Origin of the sequence: Streptomyces sp. NPDC046465 (assembly GCF_040646035.1) — a bacterium.
Classification (GTDB): Bacteria; Actinomycetota; Actinomycetes; order Streptomycetales; family Streptomycetaceae; genus Streptomyces.
On record NZ_JBEYZK010000005.1, the window covers coordinates 45061 to 64848 of the forward strand.

At 71.8% G+C, this 19788-nt stretch carries 16 protein-coding genes; 7 read left to right on the top strand and 9 right to left on the bottom strand.

Annotated elements, in window-relative coordinates; all coding sequences use genetic code 11:
• Together ABZ953_RS09515 and ABZ953_RS09520 are read right to left on the bottom strand one after the other, a co-directional pair.
• Complete coding sequence (locus tag ABZ953_RS09515; RefSeq protein WP_361719381.1) at positions 1-2850, bottom strand: hypothetical protein; 2850 nt, start codon at positions 2848-2850, stop codon at positions 1-3.
• 64 nt (positions 2851-2914) lie between these two features.
• Complete coding sequence (locus ABZ953_RS09520) at positions 2915-3790, bottom strand: LysR substrate-binding domain-containing protein (protein WP_361719384.1); 876 nt, start codon at positions 3788-3790, stop codon at positions 2915-2917.
• Positions 3791-3885: 95 nt separating this feature from the next.
• On the opposite strand from ABZ953_RS09520, the gene ABZ953_RS09525 reads away from it, so the two are divergent.
• The 4 genes from ABZ953_RS09525 (at position 3886) to ABZ953_RS09540 (ending at position 8893) form a co-directional block, all read left to right on the top strand.
• Positions 3886-4593, top strand: coding sequence for a succinate dehydrogenase (locus ABZ953_RS09525; protein WP_361719387.1), 708 nt, complete (start codon positions 3886-3888; stop codon positions 4591-4593).
• Between the two features lie 3 nt (positions 4594-4596).
• The gene (locus tag ABZ953_RS09530) at positions 4597-6555 is read left to right on the top strand and encodes a fumarate reductase/succinate dehydrogenase flavoprotein subunit (RefSeq protein WP_361719390.1); all 1959 of its coding nucleotides are present in this window, start codon (positions 4597-4599) and stop codon (positions 6553-6555) included.
• The gene (locus ABZ953_RS09535; protein WP_361719393.1) at positions 6552-7298 is read left to right on the top strand and encodes a succinate dehydrogenase/fumarate reductase iron-sulfur subunit; all 747 of its coding nucleotides are present in this window, start codon (positions 6552-6554) and stop codon (positions 7296-7298) included. Before ABZ953_RS09530 ends, ABZ953_RS09535 begins: the two co-directional genes overlap by 4 nt.
• 80 nt (positions 7299-7378) lie before the next feature.
• Entirely contained in the window at positions 7379-8893 is a 1515-nt protein-coding gene (locus ABZ953_RS09540) for an acyl-CoA synthetase (protein WP_361719396.1), read from the top strand.
• Positions 8894-8915: 22 nt separating this feature from the next.
• On the opposite strand, the gene ABZ953_RS09545 is transcribed toward ABZ953_RS09540, so the two are convergent.
• Entirely contained in the window at positions 8916-11264 is a 2349-nt protein-coding gene (locus ABZ953_RS09545; protein ID WP_361719399.1) for an excinuclease ABC subunit UvrA, read from the bottom strand.
• A gap of 207 nt (positions 11265-11471) precedes the next feature.
• Here ABZ953_RS09545 and ABZ953_RS09550 point away from each other — a divergent pair, with 207 nt between their 5' ends.
• Complete coding sequence (locus tag ABZ953_RS09550) at positions 11472-11789, top strand: hypothetical protein (protein WP_361719402.1); 318 nt, start codon at positions 11472-11474, stop codon at positions 11787-11789.
• 31 nt (positions 11790-11820) lie between these two features.
• Here ABZ953_RS09550 and ABZ953_RS09555 read toward each other — a convergent pair whose 3' ends face one another.
• Positions 11821-12861 (bottom strand): LLM class flavin-dependent oxidoreductase, encoded by a 1041-nt coding sequence (locus ABZ953_RS09555; RefSeq protein WP_361719405.1) that lies wholly within the window; start codon positions 12859-12861, stop codon positions 11821-11823.
• A 48-nt stretch (positions 12862-12909) separates the two neighbouring features.
• Between ABZ953_RS09555 and ABZ953_RS09560 the strand changes: the two genes are divergently transcribed.
• Complete coding sequence (locus tag ABZ953_RS09560; RefSeq protein ID WP_361720134.1) at positions 12910-13398, top strand: hypothetical protein; 489 nt, start codon at positions 12910-12912, stop codon at positions 13396-13398.
• 107 nt (positions 13399-13505) lie between these two features.
• Here ABZ953_RS09560 and ABZ953_RS09565 read toward each other — a convergent pair whose 3' ends face one another.
• Positions 13506-13727, bottom strand: coding sequence for a dodecin (locus ABZ953_RS09565; protein WP_361719408.1), 222 nt, complete (start codon positions 13725-13727; stop codon positions 13506-13508).
• Positions 13728-13967: 240 nt separating this feature from the next.
• On the opposite strand from ABZ953_RS09565, the gene ABZ953_RS09570 reads away from it, so the two are divergent.
• Positions 13968-15224 carry an extracellular solute-binding protein gene (locus ABZ953_RS09570; protein ID WP_361720137.1) on the top strand — a complete coding sequence of 419 codons (1257 nt, stop codon included), beginning with the start codon at positions 13968-13970 and terminating at the stop codon, positions 15222-15224.
• 125 nt (positions 15225-15349) lie between these two features.
• Here ABZ953_RS09570 and egtD read toward each other — a convergent pair whose 3' ends face one another.
• The 4 genes from egtD to egtA are packed head-to-tail and all read right to left on the bottom strand — an operon-like array spanning position 15350 to position 19744.
• Positions 15350-16312, bottom strand: coding sequence for an L-histidine N(alpha)-methyltransferase (gene egtD, locus ABZ953_RS09575; RefSeq protein WP_361719411.1), 963 nt, complete (start codon positions 16310-16312; stop codon positions 15350-15352).
• Positions 16309-17064 carry an ergothioneine biosynthesis protein EgtC gene (egtC, locus tag ABZ953_RS09580; RefSeq protein ID WP_361719414.1) on the bottom strand — a complete coding sequence of 252 codons (756 nt, stop codon included), beginning with the start codon at positions 17062-17064 and terminating at the stop codon, positions 16309-16311. The genes egtD and egtC overlap by 4 nt, the downstream gene beginning before the upstream one ends.
• On the bottom strand, positions 17064-18407 hold the full coding sequence (gene egtB / locus ABZ953_RS09585) for an ergothioneine biosynthesis protein EgtB (RefSeq protein WP_361719417.1): 1344 nt from the start codon (positions 18405-18407) through the stop codon (positions 17064-17066). The genes egtC and egtB overlap by 1 nt, the downstream gene beginning before the upstream one ends.
• Complete coding sequence (gene egtA, locus ABZ953_RS09590) at positions 18404-19744, bottom strand: ergothioneine biosynthesis glutamate--cysteine ligase EgtA (protein WP_361719420.1); 1341 nt, start codon at positions 19742-19744, stop codon at positions 18404-18406. The genes egtB and egtA overlap by 4 nt, the downstream gene beginning before the upstream one ends.
• Positions 19745-19788 lie beyond the last annotated feature (44 nt).

The following is a 19788-nucleotide window of genomic DNA, read 5'->3' on the forward strand; positions in this document are numbered from 1 at the left end:
TCACGGGGGAGCGTCGGGTGCGGGTGTGGCCGACGGGGCCGACGAGGAAGGACTCGGCGTCTCGACGGGAGCGGTGACGTTGTTCGCCCAGGCGGTCGCGAGGACGGTCACCGCCGCGGCGATCGCCGCGACGAGGACGGCGCTGACCGGGGTGGCGAGCGAGGAGAGCCGCCGGAAGTTCCGGATGTGCCCCCAGAGGAGATCCGCTCTGCGGACGAGCCGGATCTCCCAGTAAAGGCCGAGGCCGAGTGCCATGACCGCGCTCTGGGCGAGCAGCAGGAACACCGTCAGGGTGTTCGGCTCGGACGGTATCTGCAGCTTCGGCACGAGCAGCAGGAGCTGTACGGGCGTCAGCGCGACCCACATCCAACCCGCCTTCGCCACAGGCCCGTTGCCCCGCAGCCAGGGATACAGATAGCCGTAGGTGAAGCCGTGCGCGAGCCATACGCAGGTCGGCCCGCCCGCGACGGTGACGGCTTCGGGGAGCCCGCTGTAGCCGTGCGCCTGCCAGGCGGACCGGGTGGTCCAGGGCAGCGTGAGCAGTGCGGTGGCCGCCGCGGCCGTGAGGCCGTTGCTCCAGGCGGAGCGGCCGGCCGATCCGCCGAGTGCGGCGGCCCGCAGTGATGTGGTCTCGCGTGCCGTGTCCTCGGACGTGGGGTCTTTGAGGCTGCGCCATTTCTCCTCCCAGCTGTCCGCGGGCAGTGAGGCGTCGGCGAGCGTGGCCCGGGACGAGGTCAGGAAGCGGTGCCGGCCCTCGGCGAAGAGCAGGGCGCGGGCCAGCGAGGTCACCAGACGGGCGTGGTCGGCGCCCGACAGGGCGTGCAGCCGTGCGGCCTGCTCGGCACGGCCCGGCGGCAGCAGCAGGAGACCGCCTGCCCAGGCCGTGCACAGGGCGGCGGCGGTGGTCCAGTGGGGCATCCAGGCCTCGGGGGCGCCGATGACGGTCGCGGCCGCGGCGAGCACGAGGAGTCCGGCGCACCTTCCGCGTGCGGTGGGAGCCCAAGTGCCCGATTCTGTACCGGTGTTGCGCAGGCGGAGCAGCAGGAGGGCGGTGCAGGCGAGCCAGCCGGTCTGGAGGGCGGGCGCCATGACGCGGAGGCCGAGGATGATCTGGTCGCCGGGGCTCTGGCCCGTCAGCTGTATCAGCAGACCTGTGACGGCGGGCGAGCCGTCCGCGAGGAGCCCCTGCAGCGGAGTCCACCAGGGCACCAGTGCGGTGAGGAGCACGGCGCCGATTACGACGCGGCGCGGCCCCGTCGCGGCTGCCGGGGGGAGCGGCCCGCCGCCCAGCAGGAGCACGGCCGCCACCCAGGGGATGAGCGCCACGAAGACGGCGGCCCAGCTCGCGATCAGGGCGAGGTGGGTGAGGGTCTCGTCGGGGAACGGCCTCTGCAGGTTCCGGGGCAGGGCCTGCAGTACGACGGCCGAGGCGACCCCGGCCCAGACCGTGACGGCGAGGAGGGCGGCCCAGGGGCGCAACTGCTGTCCTGAGGTGAGGAGTTGCAGGAAGCCGAAAGTGGCGGCCGCGGCCAGCGAGGCGCACACCAGACAGGTGACGACCGGCCCTGTCCAGTCGCGGCCCCCCATGATCCAGGCCAGGAGCACGAGTGCCGGAGCGGGAGCGGCGACGGCGAGGACGGTGCCCACGGGGGGCGGCAGCGAGGTGCGCGAGCGGTACCCGGCGGCGGTGACGAGGACGGGGAGGGCGAAGAGCAGGACACCCAGGAGCACGCCCTGGACCCGTGCCTCTATCGGCAGGGTCTGCCCCCTCAGGTTGTCGCTGTCGAACACGATCGACGCCGTCATCCAGCCGAGCACGCTCCAGTTGGGCTGGTAGAGGTCCCACAGCAGGGCCCCCAGCGCCGTGGACAGGAGCAGCCACGTGCCGAGGACGACGGTCCGCCGGCGCCGCCGGGTCCCGGCCGCGTCGCCCGGGGCGCGGCGCAGTCCGGTGAGGGTGCCGCCCGCGGCGAGGAACAGGACGAGCAGGCAGAGCAGCGCCTGGTGCCGTGAGCCCGCGACGGCCGTGTCGTCGGTGGACGCCTCCGGGCCCGCCTCGGCGACCTCGAGGAATGAGGCGGTCACGGCAGCGGTCCCCCGGCTCGGGGTGAGGTGGAAGCGGACCGAGCCCGCGGTCTGCCGGTCCGGTCGGCCGTCGACGCTGAGTCCCCATTCCCGGGGGACGTCCAGGTGCCAGGTCCAGCGGCCCGGCAGGCGCGGCACGATGCCCTCGGCGCCGTCCGGGACCCGCTGGGCGAGGTTGTACTGCGCCAGAGAGGCGCCGGGCGGCGCGTCGCGGGCGATGGTGCGCTGTTCCGCGCTGACGCGCACGCGCCCGTTCCCGGCTGGCTGGCTGACGGTGCACCACGTGGGGAGCCCGGCCAGATTGCGCGGCCCGTCCCGCCGGAGGGCGGCCAGCCGGCCGACCGGCTCGGCGGTCGCGTATCCGCCCGGCACGATGTACAGCACCTCGGCGATGCGAGCGGGATCGGCCCTGAGCTGCGGGACGAGCGGGTCCTTCGCGTTCAGGCTCAACCGGTACACGGACGTGATCCGCCAGTCGTCGCCCGCGCCGACGCGGCGGACACGGACGGAGATGTCTCCGACGGCGTCCCGGTCGGGGAGCAGCGGCACGATGTCTTCCGGACCGTTCGGGAAGTCGGTGGCGTCCGACTCGTCCGTGGGTACCGGGGCCGCCACCTCGGCGCGCGACTCCGCCAGGGTCTGCCGTCGCGCCGCATCCCCCCACCGGTCCGCTCCCCACACCGCGCACCCCACCACCACCGCACACAGCACGAGGAGCGCGAGGGCACGCACCACCGCACCGGCCACGCGTCGCACCATCGGCATGGGCGCCCTACCCTCCCGCCACCGGAAGGGCCACTGTAGGACCACCCCACCACCGCGGGGAGACTCAGCGCTCGACGAGCATCCGCTGAAGTTCCCGCGCCGCCCGCGGCGGCGCCACATCGCTGCGGTGGGCGAGCGCGATCGTGCGGTGCAGGCTCGGGGTCGCCAGGGGGGTCATCCTGAGGTCGGCGCCCGAGCGCTCCGCGACCATGCGCGGCACGACCGCCACCCCGAGCCCGGCCCGTACGAATCCGAGCACCGCGTCCATCTCGCCGCCCTCCACCGCGAACTCGGGCTCGAACCCCTCGGCGCGGCAGGCGTTGACGGTGAGCTCCCGCAGGTCGTAGCCGTGCCGGAACATCACGAGGCGTTCGCCCTGCAGATCCGCGATCCGTACCGAGCGGCCCAGGCTCCGCGACTCCGGTGACGACACCACGACCAGGTCCTCGCGCAGCAGCTCGACGGTGGTCAGGGCCGGTGAGGGGCTGGGCAGCGGGAGTACGACCAGGGCCAGGTCCAGTGCGCCGCGCGCCAGTTCGCGTACGAGGTCGTGGGAGCCGCCCTCCTCGATGAGGAGCTGGATGCCGGGGTGGCGGTCGTGGAAGGCGCGGAGCACGTCCGGGAGCAGCCCCGTGCACACGCTCGGCGTCGCGCCCAGGCGGATGCGGCCGCGGCGCAGCTGCGCCAGTTCCTGCACCTCGATCCGGGCGGTGTCGGCGTCGGCGAGGATCCGGCGGGCCAGCGGCAGCAGCGCCTCGCCCGCGTCGGTGAGGGTGATGTTGCCGCGCGCCCGGCTGAAGAGTTCGGCGCCCAGTTCCTTCTCGAGGGCCCTGATCTGCTGGGAGAGGGAGGGCTGGGATACGTGCACCTCTTCCGCGGCCCGGGTGAAGTGCCGGGCCTCGGCGACCGCGACGAAATACTGCAGCTGCTGGAATTGCATGGTCGAACGATACGATGGTCAATAGGCTCTGGCTATGGAGATGAGCTGAACCATCTCTTGGACCGATCGGGACTTTCGGCCGTAGCGTCTCTGACATGGCTCTGGCAACGCGGACGGACAAACGGCCGTCCATGACCCGCACGCTGTGGGACTCGACCATCGGCAAGAAGACGGTCATGGCGGTGAGCGGCGTGATCATGCTGCTCTACCTGGTCGTGCACATGATCGGGAACCTGAAGATCTTCTTCGGCCCCGCGGAGATCAACCACTACGCGCACTGGCTCCGCACCGTCGGCGAGCCCTTCATGCACTACGAGTGGACGCTCTGGCTCATCCGCGTGGTGCTCGTCGCCGCGGTTGTCGCGCACGCCACCTCCGCGTACCAGCTGAGCCGCCGCGACATCCGGGCGCGCCCCACGAAGTACGTGCACAAGAAGCGCGAGGCGAGCTTCGCCACCCGCACCATGCGCTGGGGCGGCATCATCATCGCCCTGTTCATCGTCTGGCACATCCTCGACCTGACGACGGGCACCGTGCACCCGGGCGGCTATGAGCACCTGCACCCGTACCAGAACATCATCGACACCTTCTCGACCTGGTACGGCAACGTCATCTACATCGTCGCCGTGGTCGCCGTCGGCTTCCACGTGCGGCACGGACTGTGGAGCGCCGCCCAGACCCTGGGCGTGGGCACCGCAGCCCGCGACCGCGTCCTCAAGCCCCTCGCCAACGGCTTCGCCGTGGTGCTGACCCTGGGCTTCGTCTCCGTACCCGTGGCCGTCATGACCGGACTGGTGAGCTGACCCATGAACTACTCCAGTGAGTACTCCGCGTACGCGACGGGGGAGCCGCTCGTCGACGACAAGGCACCCTCCGGGCCCGTCGCCGAACGCTGGGACACCCGCCGCTTCCAGGCGAAGCTGGTGAACCCCGCCAACCGGCGCAAGCACACCGTGATCGTCGTCGGCACCGGGCTCGCCGGCGGCTCCGCCGGGGCCACCCTCGCCGAACAGGGCTACCACGTCGTGCAGTTCTGCTACCAGGACTCGCCGCGCCGCGCCCACTCGATCGCCGCGCAGGGCGGCATCAACGCGGCGAAGAACTACCGCAACGACGGGGACTCCGTCCACCGTCTCTTCTACGACACCGTCAAGGGCGGCGACTTTCGCGCCCGCGAGTCCAACGTGCACCGCCTCGCACAGATCTCCGTCGAGATCATCGACCAGTGCGTCGCCCAGGGCGTGCCCTTCGCCCGCGAGTACGGCGGACTCCTCGACACCCGCTCCTTCGGCGGCGTGCAGGTCTCCAGGACGTTCTACGCGCGCGGCCAGACGGGCCAGCAACTGCTGCTCGGCGCCTACCAGGCACTCAGCCGCCAGATCGCCGCCGGGAACGTGGAGATGCATCCCCGTACCGAGATGCTCGACGTCATCGTGGTCGACGGGCGGGCCCGCGGCATCGTCGCCCGCGACCTGGTCACCGGCAAGATCGACACCTACTTCGCCGACGCGGTGGTCCTCGCCTCCGGCGGCTACGGCAATGTCTTCTACCTGTCGACCAACGCCATGAACTCCAACGCCACGGCCGTCTGGCGGGCCCATCGGCGCGGCGCGTACTTCGCCAACCCCTGCTTCACGCAGATCCACCCCACCTGCATCCCGCGCACCGGCGACCACCAGTCCAAGCTGACGCTGATGAGCGAGTCGCTGCGCAACGACGGCCGGATCTGGGTACCGAAGGCGAAGGGCGACGACCGTCCGCCGCATCAGATCCCCGAGGACGAACGCGACTACTACCTGGAGCGCATCTACCCCGCCTTCGGCAACCTCGTGCCCCGCGACATCGCCTCGCGCGCCGCCAAGAACGTGTGCGACGAGGGCCGCGGCGTGGGCCCCGGCGGCCAGGGCGTCTACCTCGACTTCGCCGACGCCATCCAGCGCCTGGGCAAGAAGAACGTCGAGGAGAAGTACGGCAACCTCTTCGACATGTACGAGCGGATCACCGCGGAGAACCCGTACGAGGTGCCGATGCGGATCTACCCCGCCGTGCACTACACGATGGGCGGCCTCTGGGTCGACTACGACCTGCAGACCACCGTCCCCGGGCTCTTCGCGGTCGGCGAGGCCAACTTCTCCGACCACGGCGCCAACCGGCTCGGCGCCAGCGCCCTCATGCAGGGCCTCGCCGACGGCTACTTCGTCCTGCCGTCCACCATCAACGACTACCTCGCGCGCCACCCGCACAAGGACGAGGTGGGCGACGACCACCCCGCCGTGCAGGAAGTGCTCGCCGAGACCGAGGACCGGCTCAACCTGCTCCTGTCCGTCGACGGCGACCGCACCCCCGACTCCTTCCACCGCGAACTCGGCGAAGTCATGTGGGAGTTCTGCGGCATGGCCCGTACGGAGACCGGACTGCGCAAGGCCCTGGAGCGCATCCCGCAGATCCGCGAGGAGTTCTGGCGCCGCATCAAGGTGCCGGGCACCGGCGAGGAGTTCAACCAGTCCCTGGAGAAGGCCAACCGCATCGTCGACTACCTCGAACTCGCCGAGCTGATGTGCCTCGACGCGCTGCACCGCGCCGAGTCCTGCGGCGGCCACTTCCGCGAGGAGTCCCAGACTCCCGACGGCGAGGCCGCCCGCGTCGACGAGGAGTTCTCCTACGCGGCCGCCTGGGAGTTCACCGACACCGGCGCCGCCCCCGTCCTTCATAAAGAAGACCTCGTCTTCGAGTACGTCCACCCCACTCAGCGGAGCTACGCATGAAGCTCACCCTGCGCGTCTGGCGCCAGAAGAACGCCGAAGCCGACGGCGCGATGTCCACGTACGAAGTGGACGGCATCTCCTCCGACATGTCGTTCCTGGAGATGCTCGACACCCTCAACGAAGAACTCATCGTCAAGGGTGACGACCCGGTCGCCTTCGACCACGACTGCCGCGAGGGCATCTGCGGAGCCTGCTCGCTCGTCATCAACGGCGACGCGCACGGCCCCGAGCGCACCACGACCTGTCAGCTCCACATGCGGTCCTTCGAGGACGGCGACACCATCGACATCGAGCCGTGGCGTGCCGCCGCCTTCCCTGTCGTCAAGGACCTGGTGGTCGACCGCTCGGCCTTCGACCGGATCATCCAGTCAGGCGGCTACATCAGCGCCCCGACCGGCGCGGCACCCGAGGCGCACGCCACGCCCGTGCCCAAGCCGGAGGCCGACTCGGCGTTCGAGCACGCCGAATGCATCGGCTGCGGGGCGTGCGTCGCGGCCTGCCCCAACGGGTCGGCCATGCTCTTCACCTCGGCCAAGGTCAACCATCTGAACGTGCTGCCGCAGGGGGCTCCCGAGCGGGAGACACGGGTTCTCGACATGGTCACGCAGATGGACGCGGAGGGGTTCGGCGGGTGCACGCTTACTGGCGCCTGCGCCTCTGCCTGTCCGAAGGGGATTCCGTTGCCCTCCATCGCGGCGATGAACAAGGAGTGGTTGAGGGCCACGCGTAAGGTCAGCCGGTAGCCGCTGCGCGGTTGTGTGCGGGACGGCTATGGCTGGTCGCGCAGTTCCCCGCGCCCCTGTGGGGCGCGTAGCTTCCCGGCATGTATCCCGGAGCGTACGACCCCGACAGGCCGGCCGTCGTCACCGCCGACGGCACACGGGCCCTCAGCTACGGACAACTCGAAGAACGCTCCCTGCGGCTCGCGGATCATCTGCGGGCCGCGGGTCTGCGTCGGGGCGACCATCTCGCCCTGCTCTGCGACAACGACCCGCGCGCCCTGGAGATCTACTGGGCGGCCATGCGCTCCGGGCTCTACCTCACCGCCGTCAACCACCATCTGAGCGATGACGAGGCCGCCTACATCGTGCGCGACTGCGGTGCGGGCGTACTGATCGTCTCCGGTGCGCTGACAGAACTGGGCGAGAGAGTAAGGGAATTGGCGGGTGGGCCCGCGCTCCTGCTCGGGCTCGACGACGGGACGTACGAGAAGGCGCTGGCCGACGCCCCCGCTCTGCCGCCGGACCGGCAGCCGCTCGGGGCCGACATGCTCTACTCCTCCGGGACCACCGGCCGCCCCAAAGGGGTGCGGCCCGTGCTCCCCGAGGGGGACGTGCGCGACCGGCCCACGACGTACACCGCCGTCTTCCAGACCATGTACGGCTTCGGCGAGGACACCGTCTACCTCTCACCCGCGCCGATCTACCACGCCGCCCCCCTGCGCTTCTGCGCCGTGGTGACCGCACTCGGCGGCACTGTCGTCCTGATGGACGCCTTCGAGGCCGAGGGAGCTCTCGCGGCCGTCGAGCGCCACCGGGTGACGCACAGCCAGTGGGTGCCGACGATGTTCGTGCGCATGCTGAAACTGCCCGCCGAGGTGCGCGAGCGGTACGACCTGTCGTCGATGAGGACCGCCATCCATGCGGCCGCGCCCTGCCCCGTCGAGGTGAAGCGGCGGATGATGGAGTGGTGGGGGCCGATCCTGTACGAGTACTACTCGTCGACTGAAGGCAACGGCATCACGTTCATCTCCCCGGAGGAATGGCTGCGCAAGCCCGGTTCCGTCGGCCGCGACGGCTTCCTCGGGATCTTGCGGATCTGTGACGAGGAGGGGCGCGTCCTGGGGCCGGGCGAGACCGGGACGGTCTACTTCGAGCGCGACGAGCCGCCCTTCCGCTACCACGGGGACGAGGCCCGCACCCGCGAGGCCCAGCACCCCGACCACCCGAACTGGACGACCACCGGCGACATCGGCCACGTCGACGAGGACGGCTACCTCTTCCTCACCGACCGCAAGGCCTTCATGATCATCTCGGGTGGCGTGAACGTCTACCCGCAGGAGACCGAGGACGTGCTCGTGCTGCATCCCGCCGTCGCCGACGTGGCCGTCGTGGGAGTGCCGGACGCCGAGATGGGCGAGGCGGTCAAGGCCGTCGTCCAGGTCGAGGAGGGGATCGCGGCAGGACCCGGCCTCGAACGGGAACTCATCGACTTCGTACGGGAGCGGCTCGCGCACTACAAGGCGCCGCGCACCGTCGACTTCACCGACCGCCTGCCGCGCACGCCCACCGGCAAGCTGGCGAAGGCCCGGCTGCGGGAGGCCTACCGGCGGGGGTGATCAGCGACCGCCGCGCCTCTGATCAGCGGCCGCCGCGCCTCGCGCGGGCCAGATACGGCGCGGTCCGGCTGCCCTCGGCGCCCGCGACCTCCGCCGGGGTGCCTGCCGCCACGATCAGGCCGCCCCGGTCGCCGCCGCCGGGGCCGAGGTCGACGACCCAGTCCGCGCCCGCCGCGACCGCCATGTCGTGCTCGACGACGACCACGGAGTTGCCGCCGTCGACCAGTTCGTGCAGGCGGCGCGTGAGGACCTCGATGTCGGCCGGGTGCAGGCCGGTCGTCGGCTCGTCGAGGAGGTAGAGCGTGTGGCCCCGCCCGACCCGCTGCAACTCGCTGGCCAGTTTGATGCGTTGGGCCTCGCCGCCCGACAGCTCCGTGGCCGGCTGGCCGAGCCGCAGATAGCCGAGGCCGACGTCGAGGAGCGTGCGAAGGCTCCGTACGACGGGAGGCGTGTCGGCGAAGAATTCGGCGGCGGCCTCGACGGTCAGATCGAGCACGTCCGCGATGTTCCTCCCCCGGTACGTCACTTCGAGCGTCGCGGGGTTGTAGCGGGCGCCCGCGCAGTCCGGGCAGGGCGCGTAGGTGCTCGGCAGGAAGAGCAGTTCGACGCTGACGAAGCCTTCGCCCTGGCAGGTCTCGCAGCGGCCGCCCGCCACATTGAAGGAGAAGCGGCCCACGCCGTAGCCACGCTCCTTCGCCGTGTCCGTGGCCGCGAAGACCTTGCGCACGACGTCGAAGAGGCCGGTGTAGGTGGCCAGATTGGAGCGGGGCGTACGCCCGATCGGCTTCTGGTCGACGCAGACCAGCCTGCCGACGCCCGCGAGGTCCTCGGTGATCTCGCCGACGAGCGTGGACTTCCCTGAGCCCGACACGCCCGTGACGGCGGTGAAGGCGCCGAGTGGGATCTCCGCCGTCACTCCGCGGAGGTTGTGCCGGGTGACCGGGCCGACCTTCAACCAGCCCTTCGCGGCGCGCACCTCACGCGCCGGGGCGGCCTCCCGGTCGAACAGGAAGCGGGCCGTCGCCGACTCGTGGACCCCTTCGAGCTCCGCCACCGGACCGCTGTGCAGCACCCGCCCGCCGTGCTCGCCCGCGTGCGGGCCGACGTCGACGAGCCAGTCCGCGTGGCGCACGACATCGAGATGGTGCTCCACGACGAAGACGGAGTTGCCCGCCGCCTTCAGCCGGTCGAGGACCGTCAACAGGGCTTCCGTGTCCGCCGGGTGCAGTCCCGCCGACGGCTCGTCCAGGACGTACACCACGCCGAAGAGCCCCGAGCGCAGCTGGGTCGCGAGGCGCAGGCGCTGTAGTTCGCCCGCCGACAGGGTGGGCGTGGCGCGGTCCGGGCTGAGATAGCCGAGGCCGAGCTCGGTGACGGTCGCGATGCGGGCGAGCAGGTCCCCGGTCAGGACGCGGGCCGTCTCCGAGGTGTCCGCGGCGCCCGCGAGGGCGTCGGCGAGGTCGGACAGCGGCAGCGCGGCGAGCTCGGCGATGGTGTGGCCCGCGAACGTGACCGCCATCGCCTCAGGCCGCAGCCTGCTCCCGCCGCACGCCGGGCACGGAGCGCTCGCCAGGAACCGCTCGGCCTTGGCGCGCAGCGTCTGACTCTTGGAGTCCGAGAAGGTCTTGAGCACATAGCGGCGGGCGCTCATGTAGGTGCCCTGGTAGGGGCGGTGGATCCGCCCTGCCTCCCGCACCGGGTGCACGGTCACCACCGGCTGCTCGTCCGTGAACAGGATCCAGTCGCGGTCCCGCTGCGGCAGCTCGCGCCAGGGCCGGTCCACGTCGTGGCCCAGGGCGTCGAGGACGTCCCGCAGGTTCTTGCCCTGCCAGGCGCCGGGCCAGGCGGCGACGGCGCCCTCGCGGATGGACAGCGCGGGGTCGGGCACGAGCAGCTCTTCCGTCGTGCGGTGGACACGGCCGAGACCGTGGCACTCGGGGCACGCGCCGGCCGCCGTGTTCGGCGAGAAGGCGTCCGAGTCGAGCCGCTCGGCGCCCGCCGGATAGCTGCCCGCGCGGGAGAAGAGCATCCGCAGGGAGTTGGAGAGCGTGGTGACCGTGCCGACGGAGGAGCGGGAGGTCGGCGCCGAGCGGCGCTGCTGGAGCGATACCGCGGGCGGCAGCCCGGTGATCTCGCCGACCTTCGGGGCGCCCACCTGGTGGATCAGCCGCCGGGCGTACGGGGCGACGGACTCGAAGTAGCGCCGCTGGGCCTCGGCGTAGACGGTCCCGAACGCGAGCGAGGACTTCCCGGATCCGGAGACGCCCGTGAAGACCGCGAGGACATCGCGCGGGATGTCCACGTCGACGCCCTGGAGATTGTGCTCCCGGGCACCCCGGACGCGTACGAAGGGATCGTGGGGGCTGTGCATGGGGGCTCCGTACGCGGCTGCGGCTCGGGGACAGACTTCACGATACAACGGCCCTGTTCCGCCCAGACTGCTCTCACCTGCGGTTTCCCGTTTCCGGGCGCGTGTCGAGACCTCCGCCGGGGCATAGGGGCCTTTGGGCCTCTACCTCCCGCTTTGCGCGTCTTTTACGTTTCATGGGACATCTCCCCTCGAAAGGCTCCGACGCGCATGACCGTGCACCCGGCCCACCCCAGCTCCGACCAGGTCGAAGCGCTTGAGATCGAACTGAGGGAGCGTGGTGTGCTCTACACCGTGCAGCAGCGGCCGACGCTGGAGTACGCGGCGCAGGACCCCGAGGGCCGCGTCTGGATCATCCGCGCCGTCAAAGCGACGAACTCGGTCATGGCTCCCCCTTCGCGGATCTGGCGTGCCGCCTGCGACGAGCTGCGCGTGAGCACGCCGGTGACCGGCCCGGCGGGGGTGGCGCAGGCGGTCGCGTCCGCGGTCGGACGGCAGCCGTCGGCCGAGGCGCCCGCGTCGGCGTGAGGGCGGGGCGGCACCCGCGGGGCGGCACGGTTCAGGGTGAGACCCCGGCGGACTGCTGGGGGTGGCCCTCAGGCGCAAGGCCTGCCGTACGGGCCAGCCGCCGGAAGGAGTCGAGGAGCCCGGCCCGGTCGTACGTACTGGTCGTGACCAGCACCTCCTGCGCCCCGCTCTCCTTGATCACCCGCTCCAGCTCGTCGGCCACCTGCTCCTCCGTGCCGTGCACATGACCGCGCAGCCCCGCCTCGTAGAAGCCGCGCTCCTTCTCCGTCATGGCCAGCGCCTCCACGCGCTCGGCGGGCGGGAGCGGGGGAAACGTGCCGTGCGTGCGGGAGTACGCCATGGACCAGGCCTCCGGCACGAGGAGCCGACGGGCCGCCTCCTCGCTCTCTGCGACCGCGACGGTGCCCGCGATCATGACGTACGGCTCGGCGAGCCACGGCGAGGGCCGGAAGCCGCCGCGGTACTGCTCGATGCCGCGCAGCATCTTCTCGCGGCCCCGGATGTCCCCGATGACCAGCGGCAGACCCGCCGCCGCGGCGATCGTCGCGCCCTCGCCCACCGCAAGCACGTACGGAGGCACGGTCAGGCCCTCGGCGGGGCGGGCCCGCACCCCCGTGCCGGACGTGCCGCGGAACCAGTCGAGCAGCTCGCCCAACCGGTCCGCGAAGTCCTCGGCGTCGTGCTTGTCGCGCCCCAGTGCCTTGCGCACCCCGTCGGTGAAGCCGACCGAACGGCCGAGCCCCATGTCGATCCGGCCGGGAAAGAGCGATGCGAGCACCCCGAACTGCTCGGCCACGACGAGCGACTGATGGTTCGGCAGCATCACACCACCCGTACCGACGCGGATGGAGCGGGTGGCCGCGGCGACGGCCGCCGCGAGGACCGTGGGCGCGGAACCCGCGACGCCGGGCACGCCGTGGTGCTCGGAGACCCAGAAGCGGTGGTAGCCGAGCGCTTCGAGGTCCTGGGCGAGCCGCACGGTGTCGCGCAGCGCCGCGGGGCCGTCGTGCCCCTCACGGGTGCGGGAGCGGTCGAGGACGGAGAACCGGGTTGCTGCGATCACTGAGCTCACACAGGGTTCAACACCCGGGCGCCGTCATGATTCCCTGTCGGCGTGACCATGACCGAGAACAGCAGACCCCTCGCCGTGTTCGACCTGGACAACACCCTCGCTGACACCGCGCACCGCCAGAAGTACCTGGTGGGCAAGGCGCGCGACTGGGACGCCTTCTTCGCCGCGGCGCCCCGGGACCCGCCGCTGGCACGCGGTGTCGAGCTGGCCCTGGCGAGCGCGGAGGAGTGCGAGGTCGTCTATCTGACGGGCCGCCCCGAGCGGTGCCGGGCGGACACGGAGGACTGGCTGGCACGCCAGGGCCTGCCGGGGGGCCGCGTCTGGATGCGCCGCGACGGGGACCGCCGCCCGGCCCGCCGCACCAAGCTGGAGATCCTGCGCTCCCTCGCCCGCGACCGCGAGATCCGCGTCCTCGTGGACGACGACGAGCTCGTCTGCGACGACGCGGAACGCGCGGGCTTCACGGTCGTACGCGCCACCTGGGGCACGGAGTCCGAACCCCTGAAGACAGCCCAGGAGACGGAGGGCCGCACCTGAGCGCCCCCCTTAAGGGGCGCGGGGAACTGCGCGAGCAACCACAGACCACCCGCACTCGACAACGCACAGCAGAACCCCGCACAGCAGACTCCCGCAGCGCGAAGCGCCTACGCGCTGTCGCCGTCCTCCAGGCGGAATCCCACCTTCAGCCCCACCTGATAGTGCTGGATCTGCCCGTCCTCGATGTGCCCGCGCACCTGCGTGACCTCGAACCAGTCCAGCGAACGGAGCGTGCGCGAGGCGCGCTCGACGCCGTTGCGGATCGCCTGGTCGATGCCTTCGTGGGAGGTGCCGACAATCTCGGTGACGCGATAGGTGTGGTCGGTCATGAGCGTGTTCCTCCGGGCCGTCGGGTGACGTCGCACGGCGCCGTGGCGCGCCGTCACTCCACCGTGCACCAGCGCGCCCGCTCGCGCGAGATGGCGTACCCCCTTGACCAGGCCTTTGGTACATACCAAAATCCAGGTCAATAACCCGTTCGAGCCACGAGCTCATCCCCCCGCGTCGGGCTGACCTTCCCTGTCCGCAGGCAGAAAGTGACCCACGTGAACCCGCACCACCGCGCCGCCATGTCTCTGGCCCTCGCGCTCTCCTCGTCCGTTCTGCTCGCCGGATGCGGGGTGCTGCCCGGCGGCGACGGAGACCGCACCGTCACGGTCTGGCTGATGCGGGGCAGCGCGTCGTCCGAGTTCGTCGAGGGCTTCACGGAGGACTTCGAGAAGGAGCACGACGGGATCGACCTGGACGTCCGCGTCCAGGAATGGACCGGCATCGGCACCAAGGTGAAGAACGCGCTCAAGGAAGAGGACGGGGACGGCCCCGACGTCATCGAGGTCGGCAACACCCAGGTCGCGCAGTACGTCGACGAAGGCGGCCTGTACGACCTCACTCTGGAGTCCGCGCGCGACCTCGGCATGAACGACTGGCTGCCGGGCCTCGCCGAGCCCGGACGCTACCGCGGCGCCCAGTACGGCATCCCCTGGTACGCCGCCAACCGCGTCGTCATCTACAACAAGGACCTGTTCGCGCAGGCGGGCGTCAAGAGCCCGCCGCGGACCCGCGAGGAGTGGATCACGGCGACGGAGAAGCTCAACTCCGGCGGGAACCAGGGCATCTACCTGGCGGGCCAGGACTGGTACACCCTCGCCGGGTTCATCTGGGACGAGGGCGGCGAACTGGCCAAGGAGACCAAGGAGTCCTCCGGCGACTGGCGGGGCAGCCTGCACACACCCGCGGCGCAGCGCGGCATGGAGTTCTACCAGCGGTTGCAGGCGCTCGGGGAAGGGCCGCGCAACGCCGACGAGGAACATCCCTCGCAGGCGGGCGTGTTCGCGGGCGGCGATGTCGCACAGATCGTCACGGTGCCCGGCGCGGCCCGCGCCATCGAGGAGAAGAACCCGAAACTGAAGGGCAAGCTGGGCTACTTCCCCATCCCCGGCAAGAAGGCGGGCAAGCCCGGCGCGGTCTTCACCGGCGGCTCCGACCTGGTGGTGCCCGAGCACAGCGACGACCACAAGGGCGCGGTCGAGGTGATCGAGGCCCTCGCGGGCAAGAAGTGGCAGACCGAGCTGGCCCGGACGATGAACTACGTCCCGAACAAGGCGAAGCTGGCTCCCGCGGTCGCCGGTGAGGAGGGCGTCGCCGCGATGGCCGCCGGTGCGGCGAACGGCCGGGCGACCCCCAACTCACCCCGCTGGGCGGGCGTCGAGGCGGACAACCCCATCAAGGACTACATGACGCAGGTCCTGATGGGCGGCGACCCGCAGGCCGAGGCCCGCAAGGCGTCGGACCAGATCACCGAGGCGCTGAACGTCGGAGGGCTGTGACGGATGCCCGGTCCCGCGCCGCGTCGGGCGGGACCGGGCTGGCCACCGGCCACAGTGGAGAGGCCCCTGGGGGCGGTCTGGCGCCGGTCTGGCGCCGGTCTGGGGCCGGTCTGGGTACGGCCGCCCTACGCCACCGTGCTCAGCGACAGCGCGAAGCGCCCCCTCTCGTCGGTCCACCAGTGCGTCAGTTCCATTCCGGCGGCGGCCAGTTCGGCCCGTACGCCGTCCTCGCGGAACTTGGCCGAGATCTCCGTACGGAGCTCCTCGCCCGCGACGAAGTCGACCGCCAGGTCCAGCGCGTGGATCTTCACCGTCTGATCGGCGGTGGAGCGCAGCCGCATCTCGATCCACTCGCGCTCGCGGTCCCAGACGGCGACGTGCTCGAAGGCGTCCGGGTCGAAGTCGCCCGCCAGCTCCCGGTTGATCACCGACAGGACGTTCTTGTTGAACGCCGCCGTCACACCCGTCCGGTCGTCGTACGCGGAGACGAGCACCGACTCGTCCTTGACCAGGTCCGTGCCGAGGAGCAGCGCGTCGCCCGGCTGCAGGAGCGCGTGCACCGAGGAGAGGAACGCGGCGCGTTCGGCGGGCAGCAGATTGCCGACCGTGCCGCCGAGGAAGGCGATCAGGCGCGGGCCCGGCGTGCCCGGCAGCGCGAGGCCGCGGGTGAAGTCGGCGATCAGGGCGTGCACATCGAGCGAGGGCCGCTCCGCGACCAGGGTGTTCGCGGCGCCGGTCAGGGCGCTCTCGCTCACGTCCACGGGGACGTAGGTGTGCAGGGCGGGCAGGGCGTCGATCAGGTGGCGGGTCTTCTCCGAGGAGCCCGAACCCAGTTCGATCAGCGTGCGGGCGCCCGTCACCTCGGCGATCCGCGCGGAGCGGGCCACCAGGATCTCGCGCTCGGCGCGGGTGGGGTAGTACTCGGGCAGGGTGGTGATCTCGTCGAAGAGGACGCTGCCGCGCGCGTCGTAGAACCACTTGGGCGGCAGCGACTTGGGGGTGCGGGTGAGGCCGTTCAGGACGTCCGCGCGCAGCGCGGCGTCCGTGGCGTCCTCGGGCAGGGTGCGGGTCAGCAGGAACGGGCTCACGCGGGGGGCTCCTTGAGCGGGGTCAGCAGTACGTCGGTGCGGTCGGCGGCGAGCAGCGTGCGGTCGGGCACCTCGCGCCAGTGGGGGTCGTCGTCGTAGGGCTCGGAGGCAACGACGGTGCGTCGGCCGGGCTCCGCGAGATACCAGAGGGTGTCGCCCCAGGCCGTCGCGGTGATCGTGTCGCCGTCGGTGAGCAGCAGGTTCAGACGCGATCCGGGGGCGGCCCCCGCGACCTCGACGACGGTGTCCGCGAGGGCCTGCCCGGCCTCGTCGCCGCGCAGCAGCCGGTGCCGGACGAGCGCCCACACCAGTGCGGAGTCGCAGCGCGCCTCCATGGAAAGCAGCTCGGCGGCCGGCAGGTCGCGGGCGAGCGGGGCGAGCGATCCCGGCCAGCCGGTGACCGCGCCGTTGTGACTGAACAGCCACGGCCCGGCGGCGAACGGCGCCGCCGCGGCCTCCCCGTCGGCGCCCGCCACGGTCGCGTCGCGCACGGCCGCGAGGAGCGCCCCGGAGCGCACGACCCTGGCGATATCGGCGAACGACTGATCGCCCCAGATCGGCCCGGTGCGACGGTAGCGCGCGGGCTCCGGGTCCCCGTCCGCGTACCAGCCCACGCCGAAACCGTCGGCGTTGACCGTGCCGTGCCGCTGCATCCGGGGCGCCCACGACTGGCGGAACAGGCTGTGCTCGGGTGTCACGAGGAGAGCGCCCAGCGGCTCCGGCGGGCCCACACAGGCAAGGTGACGGCACATCAGGCGCTCTCCGGGTCCGCGGTCTCCGTGGGCCCGGCGTCCCGCGCCGTGCGGAATCCGGCGAAGATCTGCCGCCGCACCGGATGGTCCCAGTTGCGGAACGTGCCGCGGCAGGCCACCGCGTCGACGGAGAAGGCGCCGCCGCGCAGCACCTTGTAGTCGCCGCCGAAGAAGACGTCCGAGTACTCGCGGTAGGGGAAGGCGGAGAAGCCCGGGTAGGGAAGGAACTCGCCGCCCGTCCACTCCCAGACGTCGCCGATCAACTGACGTACGCCGAGCGGCGATTCACCCGCCGGGTAGCTTCCGGCGGGGGCGGGGCGCAGATGCCGCTGCCCCAGGTTGGCCCGCTCCGGGGTGGGGTCCGCGTCACCCCACGGGTAGCGCGTCGACCGGTCGGTCACCGGGTCGTGCCGGGCGGCCTTCTCCCACTCCACCTCGCTGGGCAGGCGCCGGCCCGCCCAGCGCGCGTACGCGTCGGCCTCGTACCAGCTGACGTGCAGCACCGGCTCGTCGGCGGGCACCGGCTCCACCGTCCCGAAGCGCCGCCGCAGCCACTGGCCGCCCTCGCGGTGCCAGAACAGCGGCGCCCGCAGCCTGTTCTCGCGGACCATCGCCCAGCCGGCCGGGTCCCACCAGTGCATCCTGTCGTAGCCGCCGTCGTCGATGAAACGCTGGTACGCGCCGTTCGTCACCGGAGTCGTGTCGATGAAGAACGGCGGGACCAGGCGGCGGTGCGCGGGGCGTTCGTTGTCGAGGGCCCACGGCTCGGTGGACGTGCCCATCGTGAACGGGCCGCCGGGGACCAGGACTTCGGCCGGGCCGTCGAAGGGCTCTCCGGAGGGCGGGTCGGGGGCGGTGAGGGTGGTGGGGCCCGTCCGCAGCTGATGGGTGATCAGCATCGTCTCGTCGTGCTGCTGCTCATGCTGCGCGATCATCCCGAAGGCGAAGCCCGCGTCGGTGAGCGGTGTGCCGCGCAACGGCGCCTTCTCCAGGACGTCGAGCGCGCGGCCCCGCACCTCGGCCGCGTAGCCGCGGGCCTCGGCGGGCGCGAGGAGCGGGAGTCTGGGCCGCTCGGCGCGGGGATGCTCGAAGGCGTCGTACAGCGAATCGATCTCCGGCCGCATCGCGTCGCGGCCCGCGACCGCGCGCAGCAGCCACTGCTCCTCCTGATTCCCTATGTGCGCGAGGTCCCAGACCAGCGGCGACATCAGCGGCGAGTGCTGTGCGATCAGCTCGGACTCCTCCACACAGGTGGTGAGGAGGGTGGTGCGGTCCCGGGCGGCCAGGAGCGCGGCCAGCGCGCGCTCCCGAAGGGCTTCGGGGTCGGCGGTGGAGCCTGTCATCGGCGGGAGTCCTTCCCAGGTGTGTCGTGGGGGTGGGGGGCGTCGCGCAGGCCGTCGAGCAGGTCGTCGGCCGGGCAGCGGCCCCGCGCGACGTACCGGTCGGCGAAGGCCGCGACGGCGTCGCGCACGGAGGCGGCCGCGCCGAGGCGGGGCAGCGCGTCCATGGCGGCGGCGAAGCAGGCGACGGCGGCCTCCCGCAGTTCGGGGTCGGCCGGGCCGTGCCGCGCCGCGTCGAGCCAGAGCGGGTTGTGCGGCGCGGCGGGGGAGCCGGGCGGTCCGTACCGCTCGGCCAGCGGCTTGACGGCGCGGTAGGCGGTCTCGGCCGCCTCCGGGTCGTCGAACAGCGCGCTCGTCACGGCAAGGGGCACGATCCAGCCGTCGTCCCCCGGCTGGGCGTCCACCATCCGCAGCTCCAGGTGACCGCGCGGGCGGACCGGCGGAAAGAGCGTGGTCAGGTGGTAGACGAGGTCCTCGTGGGTGGGTCTGCGCGAGGCGCCGATCCGGGCCCACTCCCGGAAGCTCAGCCCTTCAGGGACGCTCCAAGGGCCGTCGCCCGGCTCTCTCCTGACGCACATGACCGGCGCGTCGAGTGCGTGCCGCGTCCACACCTCGCGCGGCTCACCGTCGAGCGGCGGAGCACCTGATCTGCCGGGCTCGATGCCCGCCCACACGGCCTGCCGGGTCGACCGCCAGCCGGTGGGACGGCCGTCCTGCAGCGGCGAGTTGGCGAACACCGCGACCAGGACGGGGCCGAGCAGATGGGCGAACCGCCAGCGCCGCGCGTAGCCGAGCGGTCCCGGCTCCTCGTACCCGGCGTCGAGGCAGATCTGCACGGACGCCGTCGAGCACATCATGCGGCGCCCGGCAGGACCGCCGCGGTCGAGGCAGGACTCGAGGGCGTCGTAGCGGGGTTCGCGCAGGATCCGCGACGGTGGCCGCCACGGGTCGGCGCCGTACCCGCTGAGGGTGAGGTGGCGGGAACGCAATGCGTCGCGTACGACGCCGAGATCGGCCTCCATGGCCGATACGCACTCCGTCAGTGAGGTGGCGGGAAGCGAGCTGAGCTCCAGCTGGCCGCCGGGTTCGACGGTGACGGACGAGTGCAGTGGCAGGGCCCGCAGTGCGGCGTAGGCCGCTTCCAGACGGGCGGTGGATACGGGCAGATGGGGCAGGTCCGGCTCATGAACGAGCCATTCCAGTTCGACGCCGATGACGCGGGGCGGGCCGGTCTTGAAGCAGATGCCGCGGACCAGCGCCTCCACCTCGGCCTCCGACACCGTGTCCCGCGCCCTTGTGGGGCGCGTGCTGCGGTGTTTCCTACAGTCTCCCTCAGGCATGCGGGGATCCTTCCATCCGGCATTGCTCGTCACACCCAAAACCC